Source organism: Reyranella sp. CPCC 100927, assembly GCF_007859315.1.
Taxonomy (GTDB): Bacteria; Pseudomonadota; Alphaproteobacteria; order Reyranellales; family Reyranellaceae; genus Vineibacter.
Map to the genome: position 1 here is coordinate 158,333 of NZ_VOHA01000001.1, position 16,368 is coordinate 174,700.

Genomic DNA, 16,368 nt, shown 5'->3' on the forward strand with positions numbered 1-16,368 from the left:
CGCACGGGATCGCGGGCGACCCGCTCCTGCCGGAGGCGGGCCGCCCGGACCACGTGGTCCTGGTCTTCTATCCCTTGACGCACACGACCTGTCGCAGCGTGTGCACGATGTCCACCAGGTCGGCCTGGGCCGCCATCACGGAGTCGATGTCCTTGTAGGCCGCCGGCGTCTCGTCGATGACGCCTTCGTCCTTGCGGCATTCGATCCCCGCGGTTGCGGCCGCATGGTCTTCCAGCGTGAACCGCTTCTTCGCCGCCGTACGCGACATGGCCCGTCCGGCGCCGTGCGAGCACGAGCAGAACGACTCCGGGTTGCCCTTGCCGCGCACGATGTAGGAGCGCGTGCCCATCGAGCCCGGAATGATCCCGAGGTCGCCGTCACCGGCACGCACCGCACCCTTTCGGGTCACCCACACGCGCTCGCCGAAATGCGTCTCCTGCTCCACGTAGTTGTGGTGACAGTTGATCGCCTTCTGCGTCAGCGTGAAGGCCGGCAGATGCGGCTCGAGCGCGGCCAAGGTCGCCTTGAGCATCATCGCGCGGTTGGCCTTCGCGTAGTCCTGTGCCCAGCCGACGGCTTCGACGTAGTCGTTGAACAGCGTCGAGCCTTCGACGAAGTAGGACAGGTTGCGGTCCGGCAGGTGCACGTCCTGCCGCTGCAGTTCCTCGCGCGCCTGGGTGATGAAGTAGCTGCCGATCCGGTTGCCGATGTTGCGCGACCCCGAATGCAGCATCACCCACACGCGCTCCGCCTCGTCGAGGCACAGCTCGATGAAGTGGTTGCCGCCGCCCAGCGTGCCGATCTGGAACGCACCCGACTGCTTGGGCGCGAAGTCCGGATGCTTGCGCTCGATCGCGAAGTACCGGTCCTTCAGGGTCGAGAACCACAGGTTCTCGACTGCCCGCGGCACGTCCTTGTGCGACGCCGCGCCCACCGGCACGGCCGCCTCGATCGCCATCCGCACGTCGCGCAGCGTGTCCGGCAGGTCGCTCGCGCCCAGGCTGAGCTGGACCGCGCACATGCCGCAACCGATATCGACACCGACGGCCGCCGGCACGATCGCGCCCCGGGTCGGGATCACCGAACCCACGGTCGCGCCCTTGCCGAGATGGACATCCGGCATCACCGCCACGTGGCTATGGATGAACGGCAGGTTGGCGATGTTACGCAGCTGGTCGCGCGCTTCGGCTTCCACCGGCACGCCGCGCGTCCACATCTTCACCGGCGTCGCGGTTGCCCCGCCGAGCATTTCGTAGTTGGTCGACATGATCTTCTTCCTTCTTTCGCTCAATCGAACGGGTGTTGCCCCAGGTGGCGACGACGGATGGCGGGATGTCTTCCGAGCTTCGGGCCGCTGTCGAGACCCGGATGGGATCGAACCATCGCCTCCTGCTCGCGCAGGCACTCAAACCATGTAATCCCGCCGGCATTCGCCCCTATGTCGACGTGTGACGACAAGTATCGATGAAACCTGACCTTATTAAGGCCTCTGCTCTACCACTGAGCTACGGACCTTGCGGCCCGGCGGGGATCGAACCCGCGACACGATGGAGTTCCATCAGCATTCGTCACGCGTGCAGTCAGGTGGGCCATGGCGACAAGGTGTTCGGCGAGAGGGCACATTGCAAAGGATGTACTCCCGCCTGCATTCGCCATGACCCATCCTGATCGGGCTGGAGGGACTAGGTTTGTCGGGACATCCACCCCGCGCATCCGTTGCCGGACCGCCTCTGGTGATCAATGTAGTCCCGGCTGCATTCCCTCCAGCCCAGGTTCGCGGCCGCGCTACAACTGGATCCGCTCGATCTCGCCGACCCAGTGGTCGGCGCCCAGCGTCCCGTTGGCGAAGGCACCGATCACCTCGAACACCGCATCGGAGAAACCGCCGATGTTGAGGATGTCCGATCGCTCGGGCGCCTGCGTTGTGGCGTTGGGCTGGATGTCGAGGCAGACGAGGCGGGCCTTCGGGCTGAACACCTTGAGATTCTCCCAGGCCTGCAACAGCCCCGTGCCGCGGAGGCGATGCCGGTTCGCATCGACCCACGACTCGTTGTCCGACACCATCACCACCAGGTCGACCTTGGCCCGCTGCGTCACCAGCCGCTCGATGGGTGCCGAGCAGTTGGTGCCGCCGCCGCCGATCGCAGCCAGCCTCGTCGCGTTGGCCATCACCGTGTCGCGTCGGTCCAACTCGATGGCGACCACGTCCTGCTCGAACGGCAGCACGCGCGCCTTCGGATTGGCCCGCAACATCGCCGCCGCGATCAGCGCCGCGACATCAATGCAGCGCACCGCGGTCGTTGCACCCTTGCGGTAACCGGTCACCGGCGAGGACATCGACCCCGACACGTCGGGGCAGACGACGACGTTACCCGGTACCGTCGGCACGTTGCCGATCGCGACTTCCATCGCGTGCGCCAGCGCCGTGCGCACGATCCGCGGCACGCCCGTGCCGATCATGGCGTGGGCCGCCATGAGCTGGTACGGGAACGCCTTGGCGCGTGCGATGGCCTTTCGATCGCACAGCTGGCGCGCGACATGCTCGGCGAACCCTTTGACCTCGAACGCGCCATGGCGCGCGAAGGTGTTGAGGTTCATGCGCAGCATGTGCCACCCGGCCTGGCGGCCGATGGCGGCCCAGTGCGCCGCCGTCAGCGGCAGTGCCGTCAGCATTTGGAACGGCACATCCGGCAACGGCGCCGACGGGTCGGCCTTGAAGGCCTCGAAGGCGCGCGCGACCGTCGGTAGCGCCGCCACGTCGTACGGCCGGCCGATCAGGTAGCCGTAGAGCGCCGCGCGGCCCGCATCGGCGGGCTTCGGGTGGACCATCTTGATCACATCCGCCAGCGACGGGTCCTGGCCGACCGCGGCGCGCATGATCTCGATGTCCGACGCCGTCTCCAGCCAGCCCTGCACGAGCTTCTTCGGCCGCGTACCCAGCGACCTACGACCCACCGCGCCCGACCGCATGATCTGCACGAAGGTGCGCAGCATCTTGCCGTTGTCGATCACACGGCGGAATACCGGTGCGAACTCGGCCGACGGCAGGGTCGACAGCAGCGCCAGCAACAGCGCCGGCATGTCCTTCATGTAGCCGCGCTCGCGGGCGAACACCGCCGTGCGCGCGATGAAGGCGGGCTCGAGGTCGGACGCCAGCAGGTACACGTCGTCGAACTGCGCGCGGGCGTCGGCGTAGAACGTCTGGTTCAGCGTGCCCGTCGCCGCCAGCTGCGCCAGCTGATGGCGCGGCGTGAACGCGTAGGCCGGTGCGCCCTCGTGATTGCGCGCATCCGTCCGCGGCATCAGCTTGCCGATTACCGAGGCGAAGAGGTTCTTGTTGGCCATGACACGCTGTCCTTCGTTTGCTGGCCCGTCCTATTGCCAGTCGCGTGCCAACCGTTGAATGACAGGCGCAGAAATCTTTTAATGGATTGTTTTCATTGGATGATTCCTGAAGAAAAAAATCGGGTGGCGATTTGAAATATGTGAAATGGCGATTTTTTATAGCTATTAAGATCGTTTTTTATATTTTAGTATAAATCATGTCCAAGAAGCGCGTGGTGATCGGTTTCCTCGGAACGACGTTGGATGCCGGCAAACATGAGAACCGCTGGCAGCATTGGCGGCCCACGGTCGCGATGTGCCAGCACGAGGACTTCCTGGTCGACCGGCTCGAGCTGATCCACGATCAGCGCTCTGCATCGCTGGCGCGGCGCATCTGCGGCGACATCCAACAGGTCTCGCCCGACACCGAGGTCCGCACGCACGTCATGGACCTGCGCGATCCCTGGGATTTCCAGGAGGTCTATGGCGCGCTGCACGGGTTCGCACGCGCCTATCCGTTCGACACCGCGGCCGAGGATTATCTCGTCAACATCACGACAGGGACCCACGTCGCGCAGATCTGCTGGTTCTTGCTGACCGAGGCGCACTACCTGCCGGCGCAGCTGCTGCAGCTCAGCCCGCCGCGGCGCAAGGACGGCGAGGTTGTCGGCCGCTACGACATCATCGACCTCGACCTGTCGCGCTATGACCGCATCGCCACGCGGTTCAGGCAGGAGCGCGAGGAGGGTGCTTCGTTCCTGAAGTCCGGCATCGCCACCCGCAACGTCGCCTTCAACCGCATGATCGACCAGATCGAGAAGGTCGCCATCCGTTCTCGCGCGCCGCTGCTGCTGATCGGCCCGACCGGTGCCGGAAAATCGCAGCTGGCGCGCCGCATCTACGACCTGAAGAAAACCCGCCATCAGGTCGAGGGGCCGTTCGTCGAGGTCAACTGCGCCACCTTGCGCGGCGATGGCGCGATGTCGGCGCTGTTCGGGCACGTCAAGGGGGCGTTCACCGGGGCGCACCAGGCGCGGACCGGCCTGCTGCGGGGCGCCCATGGCGGCATCCTGTTCCTCGACGAGATCGGCGAGCTGGGCCTCGACGAGCAGGCCATGATCCTGCGCGCCATCGAGGAGAAGAGCTTCCTGCCGGTCGGTGCCGACAAGGAAGTGACGAGCGACTTCCAGCTCATTGCCGGCACCAACCGCGATCTGTCGGCCGCCGTGGCCGAGGGCCGGTTTCGCGAGGACCTGCTGGCCCGCCTCAACCTGTGGACGTTCGCACTGCCCGGCTTGTCGGCGCGCCGCGAGGATATCGAACCGAACATCGACTACGAGCTGCAACGCTATGCCATCAATGCCGGCACGCAGACTACGTTCAACCGCGAGGCGCGCACCCGCTATCTTGCCTTCGCGACGTCGCCCGAAGCGTCGTGGAATGCCAATTTCCGCGATCTCGGCGCTTCGATCACGCGCATGGCGACGTTGACGGCCTCGGGCCGCATTGACGAAGACATCGTCGGCGAGGAGATCGGGCGCCTGCGGCTGGCCTGGACACCGGTCGCCGCGACGGACTCCGACGCGATGTTGCGCGACCTGATGGGTGTGACGCGGCTGGAGCAGGTCGACCTGTTCGACCGCCTGCAACTCGCCGAAATCGTCAAGGTCTGCCGGCGGCACGCGTCTCTGAGCAGTGCCGGCCGGGCCCTCTTCGCGCAGTCACGCCGGCAGAAGGCGAGTGCCAACGACGCCGACCGCCTGCGCAAATACCTGGCGCGCTTCGACCTCGACTGGAAGAGCGTGAGCGCGGCGTGATTGCCCTGGGAGCGCGGGCGTCTCGCCCGCTCATTTCATGTCAGGCGACAGCAGAAGCGTTCGCCTTGATGCGGGCGGGACGCCCGCGCTCCCAGGAACGGAGTCATCCCAATTACCGTGATCCGCGTGCCACCATGAACACGGCGATCAGCACCAGGATCGCGCCGCCGGCCTGCAACGCGGCCAGTGTTTCGCCGAACGCCAGCCAGCCTAGCGCCGTCGTCGCCACCGGCGGCAGCAACAGAAGCGCGCCCGCGGCGTCAGCCGGTGCCTTGCCCAAGCCGCGCGCGATCAGGCCCTGGCCCAGAACCTGTCCCAGCACTGCCAGGCCCAGGATCGCCAGTGCGCCCGTCCACGAGCCGGGCCATGGCGATGCGCCCTCGACCACCAGGACGATCGCCAGGCAAACGGCGCCCACGGCATTACCGGCCGCCATCACGGCACCGGTGGACAGCACGGTGCGGGCGCGCCGCACCAACCACAGATAGACCGCATAGGCGCCGCCGGCAGCCATGGCCAGCAGATCGCCGCTGACATCGGCGTTGCTGCGATCGAGCCGGCCGAGCGCCAGGATCACGACGCCGATGACAGCCAGCAGAAGCGCCGCGACGGCGGCAAGGCCCGGCCGCCTGCCCTCCAGCAGCCACACGAGCAGCGGCAGCAGCACCGGCGCTGCGTTGACGATTAGGGTTGAACTCGCGATCGAGGTGAGCCCCAGCGCGGTATGGAACAGCAGCAGATCGGCCGCGAAGAACACGCCCGTCAGCATCGCCAGCGACCACGCCAGCGCACCGCCGCGGGCCCCCGGTGCGGGACCGCTGGAGCGGGTCAGGAACGGCAGCAGCATGAACGGCGTCGCCAGCGTCAGGCGCCAGAATGCGCTGGCCGCGGGCGCGCTGTCGGCGAAGCGGACCAGCACCGGCGCGGCCCCGATCAGCAAGGCGCCCAGGGCGATCTCGACCAAGGCCCGGCGGACCGCGGGATCCCGCGGTGCGGCGGGGGTGGCAAGGGTAAGGGTGATCGCCACGGCGGAAGTCTCCAGCTCCAGGCCCATCACATAGGGCCGCCGTTGGCATAAGAAAAATAGATTGATATGATCTTATCATCACAAGTGGTGATGGATGATGAACCTCGATCTTGACCAGCTGCGCGGCCTTGCCGCCGTCATCGATCACGGCGGCTTCACGGCAGCGGCGCGGCACCTGGGCCGCACCCAGTCGGGGCTCAGCATGCAGATCGCCCGGCTGGAAGAGACCGCGGGTCATCGCCTGCTGCGGCGCGGCCGCGCCGGCGTATCGCCGACGCCGGAGGGTGAACGCCTGCTGGGCTATGCCCGGCGCATGCTGTCCTTGCACGATGAGGCGGTGCAGGCGCTCAAGCCGTCGCAGGTTGCCGGCCGGGTGCGCCTGGGTGTGCCGGATGACTACGCCAGCGTCTTCCTGCCGCCGATCGTGGCGCGCTTCGCGGCCGAGTTTCCGCGGGTCGAGGTCGAGATCGTCTGCATGCTGAGCTACGCGCTGAACCGCGAGATGGACCGCAACCGGCTCGACCTGGCGCTGATCACGCAGCGGCCCGACGAAGACCTCGGGCGTGTCGTGCGGCGCGAGCCGTTGCGCTGGATCGCGGCACCCGACCATCGCCCCGAGACACTCGATCCGCTGCCGCTGGCGCTGTTCCCGACCGGCTGCGTCTTTCGCGACTACGGGCTGAAGGCGCTCGACACGCGCGACCGGCGCTGGCGCCTGGCCTACACCAGCGCCAGCATCGCCGGCCTGGTATCGGCGGTGTCGTGTGGTCTTGCGATCACCCTGCTGGTCGACAGCACGGCGCCGGCAGGCTGGCGGCGCCTGGGCCCCGGTGACGGTTTTCCGACGCTGCCCGAGATCCGTATCGCGCTGCGTCAGTCGGCGACGCTGTCGGTGGCGGCACGGCGTCTGGCCGCCGTGCTGACGGACGAACTGGCCACGCGCACACCGCTGCGCATGGCGGGGTGATGTCTATTTTCGTTCCGCTTGTTGTGCCGGGGACGGCCACCCATATGCGCTGATCGGCTGATGCGGGCTGTTTGAATTGTTGTCGTTGTTGTCATTGTTGTCACGCGATTCGGCGAGGCGTTTTTATATCCGGATATAGCCCAGGCGCCTGCCGCCCATCGCGCCAGGGTTCCCGGGAGCGCGGGCCTCTGGCCCGCTCATGTCAGGTGCTTCGCGCTCGGACGAACGCAAAGCTTTCGCCGGCGATGCGGGCGGGGACGCCCGCGCTCCCGGGATGGCCCTTACAGCTTGCCGTGCTCCTTCAGCACCTCCTCGGCCGTGCGCAGGGCATCGATGGCGGCGGGGAAGCCGCAATAGGCGATGGCGTGGGTGAAGATCTCGCTGATCTCCTCGGCGGTGCAGCCGTTGTTGAGCGCACCGACCAGGTGGATGCGCAGCTCGTGCGGCCGGTTCAGCGCGCACAGCATGGCGATGGTGATCATGCTGCGCTGCTTGCGGTCGAGCGTGCCGCGCGTCCACAGCGTGGCGTAGGCGAACTCCTCGCTGAGCCGCCGCGCCTGGCCATTGAACGGCGTGGTGCCGGCGTCGCGCTTCTCGAGATAGGGGGCGCCCAGTACCTCGCGCAGCACCTGGCGACCGGCTTCGCGGAGCGTGTCGTGAGCGCCGGCAAGCGCCGAATCGGTAGTCATGTTATCCTCACTTGATCTGGCATGAAGGGCTCTTACTCTAACCCAATGTCGAGCCGCCGCGTCGATCCCCTGGTGCAGTCGCACGCCGATCTGTTCGGCCATGTCCCGCCGCAACCGGCACTGGTGCCGGCTGCGCCGAAGGCGGCGCGTCGGCTCACCTTCTCCGAAGGCGGTCGACAACTCGACGTGGTGTTCGAGCGCAGCGCGCGCGCCCGGCGAATCGTCATCAGAGTTGATCCCATGGCGAAAACCGTCGTGGTCGTTGCGCCGGTCCTGGAGCCCATGGCCACGATCGAGCGCTATGTGCGCAGCAAGATCGCCTGGGCGCTCGCGGCGTTGGACGGTCTTGCGACCAGCCGCGCCGAAGATGCGATCGATATCGAGCACGCCGGCGAGACACTGACCATCGCATACGAGCCTAGTGCGCGCGCACGCCGGGTCGCGTTGCGCGTTGATCCGCGCACCGGTCATGTGAAGTTGATCGTACCACCGCGCATGTCCAAGGAGCAGGCTCTGGCGTTCGCGCGCCAGAACGCGGCCTGGATCGCGGTGCGCCTGAAGCGCCGGCAGGAGCCGGTGCCGTTCTCCGATGGCGCGATGATTCCATTGTTCGGCGTGCCGCACCGCATTCGTCACCGGCCGGATGCCCGTGGCACCGTGTGGATCGAGGGTGGCGAGATCCATGTCGCGGGCGGCGTCGAGCATGTGTCGCGTCGCGTGGGTGACTGGCTGACCAAGCAGTTGCGTGACCACCTGATGCCCTTGGTGCGCGAAAAGGCCGCGCGTGTTGACAGATCCGTGGCTCATGTGACGCTGCGCGATACAGCGACCCAATGGGGCAGCTGCGCGAAATCGGGCGTGCTCTCTTTTTCGTTGCGTCTGGTGTTCGCGCCGCCCGAGGTGGTGGATTACGTCGTGGCGCATGAGATTGCACACCTCGTTCATCACAACCACGGTGCTCGCTTCTGGGCGCTGGCCGAGAAGCTCACATCAGGTGACATGATGGCCGGCAAGGCCTGGTTGCGCCGCCACGGCCCGTCGCTGATGCGCTACGGTTGACGCCGGGCACTGCCGTGAAAGGGGGGATATGATTCGTTTCCAGACTGGCACCATGGCGCTCGCCCTGTTGCTCTGCGTGGCGGCATGCGGCGAAGCACCGACAGCGGTATCGTCTGGCCAGGACCTCGTCGTCACGGTCAACTTCCAGAACGCCAAGTTTGCTGCCGCGGCAACCTTTTCTCATCGCGGCGATGATCGCCACAAATGCGTCATGCCGGCGCGCGTGCGGCTTCCCAGCGCCGCGGAACCCACGCCGGCGGCGGGCGATCCGCCGAACCATGTCGTGGGATATGGCGTGGTCTTCGGTCCTGACCCGTCGACGGTCGAGGACGGTGGCTCGTCGGTGCCGATGGGCACGGCGCCGGGCTATCCACCGCTCAACAACCCGATCGTCAAGTACTTCTCCCTGGAAATCGATCCCGTGCCGGATCAGTTGCGGACCGCCGGACCCGTGCGGCTGGCGCGGTCCTTTTCCCTCGGCATGACGAGCAAAGGCGCGTGGAAGGGGCGCTTCGATGCGCGCGATGCCAAGGCATCGGGAACGGTGACGCTGGATCGGGACGGGCTGGGCGGGCGCTTCCGCCTGACCAACGTCGAACCCGACCTGGCGCATGGCCGCATGGCCGAGAGCGAACACGTCACCGTGACGGGCTCGTGGCGGTGCCCAAGACCCTGAAACGGCGCGGTTGACGTCGCGAAAAGGAGAGGGATTGATGCCGGCCCTCTGAGCCCTCTCCGCCCACGAAGTGGGGGGAGAGGGCTCCCGTTCTTTTCGAGGAGACCGCCATGCCGCTTGACCTGTGGCTTGCCTTTGTTGCCGCCGCGATCGTCGTCCTCATCATCCCCGGCCCCACCATCGCGCTGGTGATCGGCTATGCGCTGGGTGAAGGACGGCGCGCGGCGCTGGCCATCGTCGCCGGCGTGGCGCTGGGCGACCTCACGGCGATGAGCCTGTCGCTGCTGGGCGTCGGCGCGCTGCTGGCAGCATCGAGCGATCTCTTTACAGTCCTGAAGTGGGTCGGTGCCGCCTATCTGATCTATCTCGGCATCCGGTTGTGGCGCGCGCCCGTCGGCGACGACCTCACGGCGACGATCGAGCGCCGTTCGCCATGGGTGATGATGGCGCACGCCTATGCCGTCACGGCGCTGAACCCCAAGAGCATCCTGTTCTTCATCGCCTTCGTGCCGCAGTTCATGGATCCGTCGCACGCCTGGGCACCGCAGGCCGCGATCCTCGTCGCCACGTTCGTCACGCTGGCCGCGCTCAACGCTAGTCTCTATGGCCTGCTGGCCAGCCGCGCCGGCGGCGTCATTCGCCGGCCCCAGGTCCGTCGCGTGGTCAACCGCGTCGGCGGCGGTGTGCTGATCGGCGCCGGCGCCCTGACCGCAGCGATGCGCCGCGCAAGCTAGTCTAAACCTGGGAGCGCGGGCGTCCCGCCCGCTTCATGCGTTCGCTCTACGCTTTGCTGCGAGCGAATGCGGGCGAGACGCCCGCGCTCCCAGCATCCTTCTCAACCTCGCAGGCGTAGGAGCGGTGCGGCGCCGAGCCGCTGATCGGATCGAGCCGGTCATCGCCGATCAGCAGGTTGTAGTTGGCGCCGTCTTCCGAGAACGGATCGAGCGGCGGCAGGCCCAGGGCCTTGTTGCCGGCCCACCAGCCGTAGGTCGACGACACCACACGCGGGTCGAGATGCGAATCGAGCGTAACGCGCATGCGGATGCTGCCGCGCGGCGTGCGCAGGCGCACCCAGTCGCCTTCGACAATGCCACGGGCGGCCGCGGTATCGGGATGCAGCTCGACCAGCGGATCGGGCATGCGCCGCCGCAGGGCTGCGATGTCGCGGTGCTGGCTGTGGTTGAAGTAGATGCGCTTGGCCGACGTCAGGACCAGCGGATACGCCGGTCCCGCCGTTTCGGGTGACATCATCGGCGGCACATAGTCGGGCAGCGGGCTTTGGCCATGCTCGAGGAGGCGCTCGGAGTAGATCTCGGCCTTGCGGGTCGGCGTGGCGAAGCCGCGCGGCACGCCATCGACCAGCTCGGCGAAGCGGCGGTAGCGCGGCGCCAGCGGCAGGTCGATGCCGGCCGGCGACTGGCGCAAGGTGTCGAGGGTGATCCCCAACGGCGCCAGGATCGCGGCATAGCCGGCCTCGATGTCGCCGTTCCAGAAATCGGCGCCGAAGCCCAGGCGCTGCGCCAGCTGGAAGATGATCCAGGCGTCAGACCGGCTCTCGCCCTGCGACGGCAGGATGGCATGACGGTACTGCACACGCCGCGCCGCTGCTTGCGTCGGGTCGAACCCGATGCGCAGCGCGTCGCGTTCGAAGGGCATGTTCACCGGCAGGACCACGTCGGCGAACTGCGCCGTCGGGTTCATGATCACGTCGCAGTGGACGTAGAAGTCGAGGCGCTTCAGCGCGTCGACGATCGATCGGCTGTCGGCATGCGAGACGGCGAGATTGGCGCCGAAAGCGACCAAGCCGGCCACGGCGTAGGGTTCGCCGTGCAGTACGGCACGACAGAAATCGTCGGTCCGCACCCAGCCGCGTGCCGGTGGTCCCAGCGGGCGCTCGTGTAGCCCCAACGCCTTGGCTCGCTGCGCCGGCGGCATCAGGTCACGGCCGCTCATGTCGGCCGCCGCCGGCAATGTCGGTGCGAAGTTGCCGCCCGGCACATCATGGCTGCCGGTCAGCATGTGCAGGATGGCGATGGCGCGATCGGTCTGGGTGGCGTTGGTGTGCTGGCCGACGCCGGTCCAGGCGTAGAGACAGACCGGCCGCGACTCGTGCAGCAACTGCGCCGTGCGCTCGATCTCGGCGGCGGGCACCCAGCAGATCTCGGCAGCCCGCTCGGGCGGATAGTCGCGGCATTGCGCTGCGTAGAGATCGAACGCCGTGCGGCAGGTGATGGTGCCGTGCGGCCCGTCCAGCGTGACGCCGCCGCGCAGCGCCAGCAGATCGGTATCGATGTCGGCATCGTAGCCGCGCTGCGGGTCGTAAGGGGCAGGGCGACTGGCGACGCGGTCCCAGGCCGCCAGCCGCGCATCACCGCTGCCATCGAGGTCGCCCATGCGCAGGAAGCGGCCGGTGTCGGTGCGCACCAGCAGCGGGCCGTTGCTCCATTGCCGGACGAACGCCGCGTCGAACCAGCCGCGCTCCAGCATGACGTGCGCGATCGACAGCGCGAGCGCACCGTCGGTGCCCGGCCGCACGCGCAACCAGGCGTCGGCGCCGATCGCGGGACCGGCGCGGCGTGGGTCGACGACCACGACCTTGGCCCGCTTGCGTCGGGCCCGTGCCACGCCCAGCGTATGGTCGAGCCAGGACGCGGTCGGATTGTGGCCCCACAGCAGCACGCAGCCGGTGTCGTCGAAATCGGGTGAGCGGATACCGACGCCCCAGGTGAATTCGTGGGCGTGGTCCTTGTGCCAGTTGCAGATCTCGGTGGCGTAAAGGCAGTTGGGGCTGCCGAAGCGGTTGATCAGACGCTCGACCCACACCAGCGCGTCGGAGATCGGCGCGCCGCTGGGCGACGTCGAGGCGAAGGCGACGGCTTCCGCGCCGTGGGTCCGGGCGATCTGTGACAGCTTGCCGGCCACCAGTGCCAGCGCTTCGTCCCAGCTAGCGCGTCGCCATTGCGGATCGGCGGCATCCTTGGGCGCGGTGCGGATCAGCGGGTGCAGCAGCCGGTTGGGGTTGGCGACGATCTCCGGTGCGGCCTTGCCCTTGATGCACAGCGCCTCGCCGGTGGGGTGGCTGGGATCGGCTTCCAGCGCCACCAGCTTTTCATCGCGCACGACCGCGATGGCGCCGCAGCGCGAACGGCACAGCGGGCAGAACGTGGGTGTTCGGGTCTCGCTCATGGGCGGGAGCGTCGGTCGTGGAGAGGAAGCATCTACCGGTCCTTACGTTCCTCGGACTGTCCCTCTTGTTTCAAGGGCGTCAGCAGCTTCAGGGTCAGCATTGTAAAAGCCGCGATGGTGACAGCAACGTCATAACTGCCCAGCCCGACGGCCGCACCGATCGCACCTGTTGCCCAAAGGCTGGCGGCAGTGGCGGTGCCCTGCACCGAACTGCCGATCTTCAGGATCGCACCGCCGCCGATGAAGCCCACGCCTGTAATCAGGCCCTCGACGATGCGCGCCATGGCTTCGGGCGAGGTTTTCACCAGCTCTTCCGTCGCCTGGATGAAACCGCAGCTCGCGAGCGCTACCAACGGAAATGTGCGCAAGCCTGCGCTGCGCTCTTCCTGTTCGCGATTCCAGGCGATCGGCAGCGCCAGCGCATAGGCAATGGAAAGGGCCACAAGATGAGGCACGATGCGAAAGTCGCTCAGGAATGAGAAGTCCAAGACGGCCTCCTTGATTTTTCTTGATCCGCGCGACTGCCGCGCCCTCCCAGCATGCGGGCCAATTGAGGCTTGGCCAAAGAAAAAGGGCGCCATACGGCGCCCCTGTAGTTGAGAGAGGGGTACGCTACGCTACGCCAATCAAACCCGTTCAATCACCATGGCGATGCCCTGGCCGACGCCGATGCACATGGTGCACAACGCATAGCGGCCGCCGGTCGCCTCGAGCTGGTTGATGGCCGTCATGATCAGCCGCCCGCCGCTGGCGCCCAGCGGATGGCCCAGCGCAATGGCGCCGCCGTTGGCATTCACATGGTCGGCGCAGTCGGACAGACCCAGCTGGCGCATCACGGCCAGGCCCTGTGCCGCGAACGCCTCGTTGAGCTCGACTACGTCCATGTCGGAGATCTTCAGCCCGGCGATCTCCAGCACCTTGCGCGACGCCGGCACCGGCCCGATGCCCATCACCCGCGGCGGCACACCGGCCGCGGCCGTGGCGATCACGCGTGCCCGCGGCGTCAGGCCCTGGCCCTTGGCCGCCTTTTCCGAGGCAATGATCATGGCGCAGGCGCCGTCATTGATGCCCGAGGAGTTGCCCGCCGTGACGGAGCCTTCCTCGTGGAAAGCCGGCGGCAACTTGGACAGGCCTTCCATCGTGGTGTCGAAGCGCGGATGCTCGTCAGCCTCCACCACGCTCTCGGTCTTGCCCTTCTTGACCGTGACCGGGATCAGCTCCTTCTTGAAGAAGCCGCGCTCGGTGGCCTTCTTGCAGCGCTGCTGGCTGCGATAGGCGAACGCGTCCTGGTCGACGCGGCTGATCTGGTGCTCCTGGGCGACGTTTTCCGCGGTCTGGCCCATGGCGTCGACGCCGTAGCGCGCCTTCATCGCCGCATTGACGAAGCGCCAGCCCAGCACCGTGTCCTCGAGCTTCATGCTGCGATCGAAGCCCTGGGCCGGTTTGCCCATGACGTAGGGCGACCGCGTCATGCCCTCGACACCGCCGGCGATCATGATCTGCGCCTCGCCGGTCTTGATGGCGCGGGCCGCGGCGGCCGTGGCCTCGATGCCCGAGCCGCACAGGCGGTTCACCGTGGCGCCGGCGACCTCCACCGGCAGTCCGGCCAGCAGCCCGGCCATGCGCGCCACATTGCGGTTGTCTTCGCCGGCCTGGTTGACGCAGCCATAGACGATGTCGTCAACCGCACCCCAGTCGACACCGGGATTGCGGGTCATCAGCGCCTTGAGCGGCAATGCCGCCAGATCATCGGTGCGGACACTGGAAAGCGCGCCGTTATAGCGCCCGATCGGGGTGCGCACGGTGTCGCAGATGAAGGCGTCGGTCATCGTGAACTCCATTTGCCGACGAAACGACCGGCCGGATCGGGTGGCCGGGAAATTTCTCGTTAACATCGTCGGGCGTCGGAGTCGAAGGCCAAGCAATGTCGGTGCCGCAACGGCGGCATGCGGCAGCGCTGGACTCGCCGATCACGCGCTCGTGTGACCCGCCAGTCGTGCTGCCAGTCCGCTCGACAGACCGACACTGCCGACAGGCGGCGGCAGGGCGAAGCTGCCGGTCCGGCTCTTGGCCGTCCCCAGTCGTGCCAGTGCTTCGGCTTGTCCGACCGCCGCCGCCACGCCGTCGATCAACGGCACCGGCACGCGATGCGACAGCCGTCCCGCCAGGCCGGCCAGTCCGGCGCCGCCCAGGATCACCGTGTCGGCCCCGCCGTCGACGGCGTGGGTACAGGCGGTTGCCAGCACGGCCAGCGATCCGTCGGGGTCGCGCGCAATGTCGGCGCCGGTCGGTGCCACCGTATGGACACAGGCCAGGCGGTCGGACAGGCCGCGCGCCGCGACAAACTCGCGCAACATCGGTCCCCAGCGTTCACCGCCGGTGACGATGCCGAAACGGCCGCCGAGCTGGCAGGCGGCCTGGATGGACGCCTCGGCCATGCCGACAACCGGCACCGCCGACAACTCGCGCAGGGCATCGAGGCCGGGGTCGCCGAAACAGGCCAGCACGACGGCGTCGAACGGACCGGGTGTCTCGGCCCAGGCGTCGAGCGTGGCATGCGCGGCCACCGCGTAGGCGGCGCGGCTGGCGACGTAGGCGGCGCCGAAACGGCCCGTCACGGCCACCAGTTCGGTCGCCGGTGTCGCCACGGTCTGCGCCATGGCCACCACCTTGTCGGTGATCGCCGCCGTCGTGTTGGGGTTGATCAGCAACAGACGCATCGGGGTCCTCCGCAACGCATCGGTCAGCCAAGCTCGAACGTGGTGATGCCGAACAGGCCGTGCACGTCGATGGCCGGTGGGCTGCCAGTGTACATGCGGGCGGTCTCGAACGCGGGGGTCAGCCCGAACGATTGCGCCAGTGCGACGGCAGCCGGGTTGATCTCCGGTACGTCCATGATGACTGGGCCGTCACCGATGCCGATGCAAAGATCGCCGGCCAGCGCCGCGGCGATCAGCGGATCGGCGGCATAGAGCGGGCCGATTTTAGTGCCGCGGCGACAGGGTCGCGCCACGCCCAGCCCAACGATCTCGCCGTCGTGCAGTGCCAGGCGGGCGCGGTGGCCCGGCAACGAGGTCCAGAGCGACAGGAACGTATCGCGCGGCGCGGCGAAAAACCGATGGTCGAATGCCGACAAGCGGTCGAACGGCACCGACGCGGCATCGACCAGGCTGACACCTGGTGGTCGGCGTTCGGGTGCCGGCGGTGCGCCCTCGAAGCGGACATTGCGATACGCCAGGCTGAAGCCCGACTTGCGGTAGTTGTCCTGTTGCGCCGGCACGCCGTCGAGGCCGATGTTGCGGCCAGCCAGGTACGCCATGCCAGCGCGCCAGACCTGAATGCCGCAGCCCTGACCACGCGCCGCGGGGGGCGCAATATAGAAGCCGAGAAATCCGAAGGCGGCGCCATAACGCACGACGGAAATGCAGGCGACCGGCACCTGGTCGCGCAGGGCGATCAGGAAACCGGTGGGGTCGGCGGCATGGAAGGCTGCGGCATCGGCAAGACCGGGATTCCAGCCTTCGTCCGCCGCCCAATCGACAGCGAGATCGAGCTCGGCGCGGCTCATGGTGCGGACAACGATGCTGGCGGTCATGGATTTCGGCAGCAGGTGACGGGCGAGG

14 protein-coding genes are annotated in these 16,368 nt (G+C 67.5%); 5 read left to right on the forward strand and 9 right to left on the reverse strand.

All coding sequences use genetic code 11. The features are described from left to right. Positions 1-67: 67 nt before the first annotated feature. Both FQU96_RS00755 and FQU96_RS00760 read right to left on the reverse strand, forming a co-directional pair. Positions 68-1,267 carry an RtcB family protein gene (locus FQU96_RS00755; protein ID WP_178130224.1) on the reverse strand — a complete coding sequence of 400 codons (1,200 nt, stop codon included), beginning with the start codon at positions 1,265-1,267 and terminating at the stop codon, positions 68-70. A 518-nt stretch (positions 1,268-1,785) separates the two neighbouring features. Continuing rightward, the gene (locus FQU96_RS00760; RefSeq protein WP_146538931.1) at positions 1,786-3,345 is read right to left on the reverse strand and encodes a TROVE domain-containing protein; all 1,560 of its coding nucleotides are present in this window, start codon (positions 3,343-3,345) and stop codon (positions 1,786-1,788) included. Between the two features lie 197 nt (positions 3,346-3,542). Here FQU96_RS00760 and rtcR point away from each other — a divergent pair, with 197 nt between their 5' ends. Next, positions 3,543-5,141: an RNA repair transcriptional activator RtcR gene (gene rtcR, locus FQU96_RS00765; RefSeq protein WP_146538932.1), complete on the forward strand. Its 1,599-nt coding sequence runs from the start codon at positions 3,543-3,545 to the stop codon at positions 5,139-5,141. 112 nt (positions 5,142-5,253) lie between these two features. Here rtcR and FQU96_RS00770 read toward each other — a convergent pair whose 3' ends face one another. Then, positions 5,254-6,168, reverse strand: coding sequence for a DMT family transporter (locus FQU96_RS00770; protein ID WP_178130225.1), 915 nt, complete (start codon positions 6,166-6,168; stop codon positions 5,254-5,256). A gap of 97 nt (positions 6,169-6,265) precedes the next feature. Between FQU96_RS00770 and FQU96_RS00775 the strand changes: the two genes are divergently transcribed. Then, positions 6,266-7,135, forward strand: a complete 870-nt coding sequence (locus FQU96_RS00775) for a LysR substrate-binding domain-containing protein (protein ID WP_178130226.1) — start codon at positions 6,266-6,268, stop codon at positions 7,133-7,135. 281 nt (positions 7,136-7,416) lie between these two features. Here FQU96_RS00775 and FQU96_RS00780 read toward each other — a convergent pair whose 3' ends face one another. Then, positions 7,417-7,824, reverse strand: coding sequence for a carboxymuconolactone decarboxylase family protein (locus tag FQU96_RS00780; RefSeq protein WP_146538935.1), 408 nt, complete (start codon positions 7,822-7,824; stop codon positions 7,417-7,419). 45 nt (positions 7,825-7,869) lie between these two features. Between FQU96_RS00780 and FQU96_RS00785 the strand changes: the two genes are divergently transcribed. The 3 genes from FQU96_RS00785 (at position 7,870) to FQU96_RS00795 (ending at position 10,293) form a co-directional block, all read left to right on the forward strand. After that, entirely contained in the window at positions 7,870-8,883 is a 1,014-nt protein-coding gene (locus tag FQU96_RS00785; RefSeq protein WP_178130227.1) for a M48 family metallopeptidase, read from the forward strand. Positions 8,884-8,911: 28 nt separating this feature from the next. Beyond that, complete coding sequence (locus FQU96_RS00790; protein ID WP_146538937.1) at positions 8,912-9,559, forward strand: hypothetical protein; 648 nt, start codon at positions 8,912-8,914, stop codon at positions 9,557-9,559. Between the two features lie 110 nt (positions 9,560-9,669). Next, positions 9,670-10,293 carry a LysE family translocator gene (locus tag FQU96_RS00795; RefSeq protein ID WP_146538938.1) on the forward strand — a complete coding sequence of 208 codons (624 nt, stop codon included), beginning with the start codon at positions 9,670-9,672 and terminating at the stop codon, positions 10,291-10,293. 46 nt (positions 10,294-10,339) lie between these two features. Here the strand turns inward: FQU96_RS00795 and FQU96_RS00800 are convergent, their stop codons facing one another. The 5 genes from FQU96_RS00800 to FQU96_RS00820 all read right to left on the reverse strand — a co-directional run bounded on the left by FQU96_RS00800 (position 10,340) and on the right by FQU96_RS00820 (position 16,340). Then, positions 10,340-12,745 carry a molybdopterin-dependent oxidoreductase gene (locus tag FQU96_RS00800; protein WP_146538939.1) on the reverse strand — a complete coding sequence of 802 codons (2,406 nt, stop codon included), beginning with the start codon at positions 12,743-12,745 and terminating at the stop codon, positions 10,340-10,342. 32 nt (positions 12,746-12,777) lie between these two features. Next, on the reverse strand, positions 12,778-13,218 hold the full coding sequence (locus FQU96_RS00805) for an MgtC/SapB family protein (protein ID WP_370461343.1): 441 nt from the start codon (positions 13,216-13,218) through the stop codon (positions 12,778-12,780). Positions 13,219-13,371: 153 nt separating this feature from the next. After that, positions 13,372-14,574 carry a 3-oxoadipyl-CoA thiolase gene (gene pcaF / locus FQU96_RS00810; protein ID WP_146538941.1) on the reverse strand — a complete coding sequence of 401 codons (1,203 nt, stop codon included), beginning with the start codon at positions 14,572-14,574 and terminating at the stop codon, positions 13,372-13,374. Positions 14,575-14,715: 141 nt separating this feature from the next. Continuing rightward, the gene (locus tag FQU96_RS00815; protein WP_146538942.1) at positions 14,716-15,465 is read right to left on the reverse strand and encodes an aspartate/glutamate racemase family protein; all 750 of its coding nucleotides are present in this window, start codon (positions 15,463-15,465) and stop codon (positions 14,716-14,718) included. 23 nt (positions 15,466-15,488) lie between these two features. Continuing rightward, a complete protein-coding gene (locus FQU96_RS00820; protein WP_146538943.1) occupies positions 15,489-16,340 on the reverse strand; it encodes a GNAT family N-acetyltransferase in 852 nt (283 codons plus the stop codon). Between the last annotated feature and the right edge of the window lie 28 nt (positions 16,341-16,368).